The sequence below is a fragment of the Leucobacter soli genome (genome assembly GCF_042659205.1).
GTDB lineage: Bacteria > Actinomycetota > Actinomycetes > Actinomycetales > Microbacteriaceae > Leucobacter > Leucobacter soli.
Map to the genome: position 1 here is coordinate 1 of NZ_JBHSRW010000321.1, position 1,949 is coordinate 1,949.

General features: G+C 72.4%; 2 protein-coding genes and 1 pseudogene. 2 read left to right on the forward strand and 1 reads right to left on the reverse strand.

Going from position 1 to position 1,949, the window contains the following annotated elements; genetic code table 11:
* A partial coding sequence (locus ACFPZL_RS12680) for an IclR family transcriptional regulator (RefSeq protein ID WP_382335711.1) occupies positions 1 to 794 on the reverse strand: 794 nt, incomplete at its 3' end.
* Between the two features lie 101 nt (positions 795 to 895).
* Here ACFPZL_RS12680 and ACFPZL_RS12685 point away from each other — a divergent pair.
* Together ACFPZL_RS12685 and ACFPZL_RS12690 are read left to right on the forward strand one after the other, a co-directional pair.
* Complete coding sequence (locus ACFPZL_RS12685) at positions 896 to 1,318, forward strand: GlcG/HbpS family heme-binding protein (protein ID WP_218116393.1); 423 nt, start codon at positions 896 to 898, stop codon at positions 1,316 to 1,318.
* Positions 1,319 to 1,320: 2 nt separating this feature from the next.
* Positions 1,321 to 1,949 (forward strand): annotated as a pseudogene (locus ACFPZL_RS12690) (malate synthase G); the annotation flags it as partial.

Below are 1,949 nucleotides of genomic sequence, written 5' to 3' on the forward strand. Positions count from 1 at the left end.
GAGGATCCCGGCACCGGCACGGCGACGCAGCGCACGCCGACCTCCCGCTCGCCGTCGTCGACGGCGAAGCCTCGGCGGCGCGCCTCGCGCAGATCCGCGAGCAGCGCCTCGGGCTCGGTGATGGTCGTCGGAGTGAAGCGGGGCATGCCCGTCCCGGCGATGATCTCGCGCACGCGAACCTCGGGCAGCGTCGAGAGAATGGCCTTGCCCACCCCGGCGGAGTGCGGTAGCACCCGGCGGCCGACCTCCGTGAACATCCGCATCTGGTGCCGCGACGGCACCTGCCCGACGTAGGCCACGTGATCCCCGTCGAGCACGGCGAGGTTCACGGTCTCGCGCGCGACCTCCTCCAGCTCGACCATCACGGGCTGGGCGCGCTGCACCAGCGGCGGGGTGGCGCGGCTTCCCAGGTGGATCAGGCCCGGTCCCAGTGCGTACCCCCGGGAGTCCAGCTGCCGCACGTACCCGAGTCGCAGCATCGTCTGCAGCAGCCGGTGGGCGGTCGGCTGGGCCAGCCCCGCGGATCGGGCGATCTCCGCGAGCGGGACCTCGCCGCGGGCATCGGCGAGGATCTCGAGCACCCGGAACGCGCGCTCCACCGACTGCACGCCGCCCGCGGCCTCTCTCCCGGTGCCGCCGGCATTCCGGCCGGGATCCGCGTCGGCATCGGACATGGCACTCCGCTGAGCCGGATACGGCCGATCCTCCGCGCCTCCGGTCCCGGGCGTCTCCGGCGCCGTGCGCACCTCCGGCACCCTCGACTCCGCGTCCCGCTCCGCTCGTATATCCTTCACGCATTCCATCATACGGAATAACCATTCCGCATCGTCGAAGAACTCGTAGTGTGGATCCTGCCGCCGGTGCGCACGGTGCCGGCCCGTCAGGACCAGAGGATATGAAGTACATCTCAGTCGCGAAGATCTCCTACGACACGGCCGCACGCGCGGTGGAACTGGCGATGGAGGTGGGGCCGCGGCACGGGATCCGCCCGGTCGCCGCGGTCGCCGACCCGTCGATGACGCTCGTCGCCTACGGCGTCTCCGACGGCTCGACCCCGCACAGCGCCGAGACGAGCACCCGCAAGGCCAGGACCTCGGCATCCACCGGCAAGCCGACGGGAGCGATCCCGGAGCCGCTCGCCACCGCGCTGCCCCTCGGAACCGGCGGCACGCTCACCCGCATCGACGGCGGCCTGCCAATCCTCTTCGACGGCGTGCACGTCGGGGGCCTCGGCATCGCCGGCGGGCCGCCCGCGACGGATCGCGAGGTCGCCCTCGAGGTGCTCGAACTGCTCGGCGCCGACCGGATCGAGGCCTGATCATGAGCGCATACCTCACCCGTGCCGACCTTTCGGTCGCCCAGCCCATCATCGACTTCGCCGAGTCCGCCGCCGCCGAGCACGGACTGGACATCGACGCGTTCTGGCGAGGCGTCGACGCCATCATCCACGACCTGGCTCCGAGGAACGCCGGGCTGCTCGCCGTGCGCGACCGCCTGCAGGAGCAGATCGATGCGTGGCACCGCTCCCACCCGGGGGTCCCGGATCCGACCGCCTACCGCGCCCTCCTGGAGGAGATCGGCTACCTGGTCCCCGAGCCCGGCGCCTTTGCGGTGACCACCGAGAACGTCGACCCCGAGATCGCGACGCTCGCGGGCCCCCAGCTCGTGGTGCCCCTGCTCAACGCCCGCTTCGCCCTCAACGCGGTGAACGCCCGCTGGGGCTCGCTCTACGACGCCCTCTACGGCACCGATGCGATCGACCGAACCGGCGAGCTCGCCCCCGGCGAGGGCTACAACGCCGCACGCGGTGCAGCCGTGATCGCCGCCGGACGCGAGCTCCTCGACCGCGCCGCGCCGCTCACCGAGGGATCCCACGCCGATGCCACCGGGTACGCCGTGGCGGATGGCGCGCTCGTCATCTCGCTCGCGAACGGCACGCGCACGGGGCT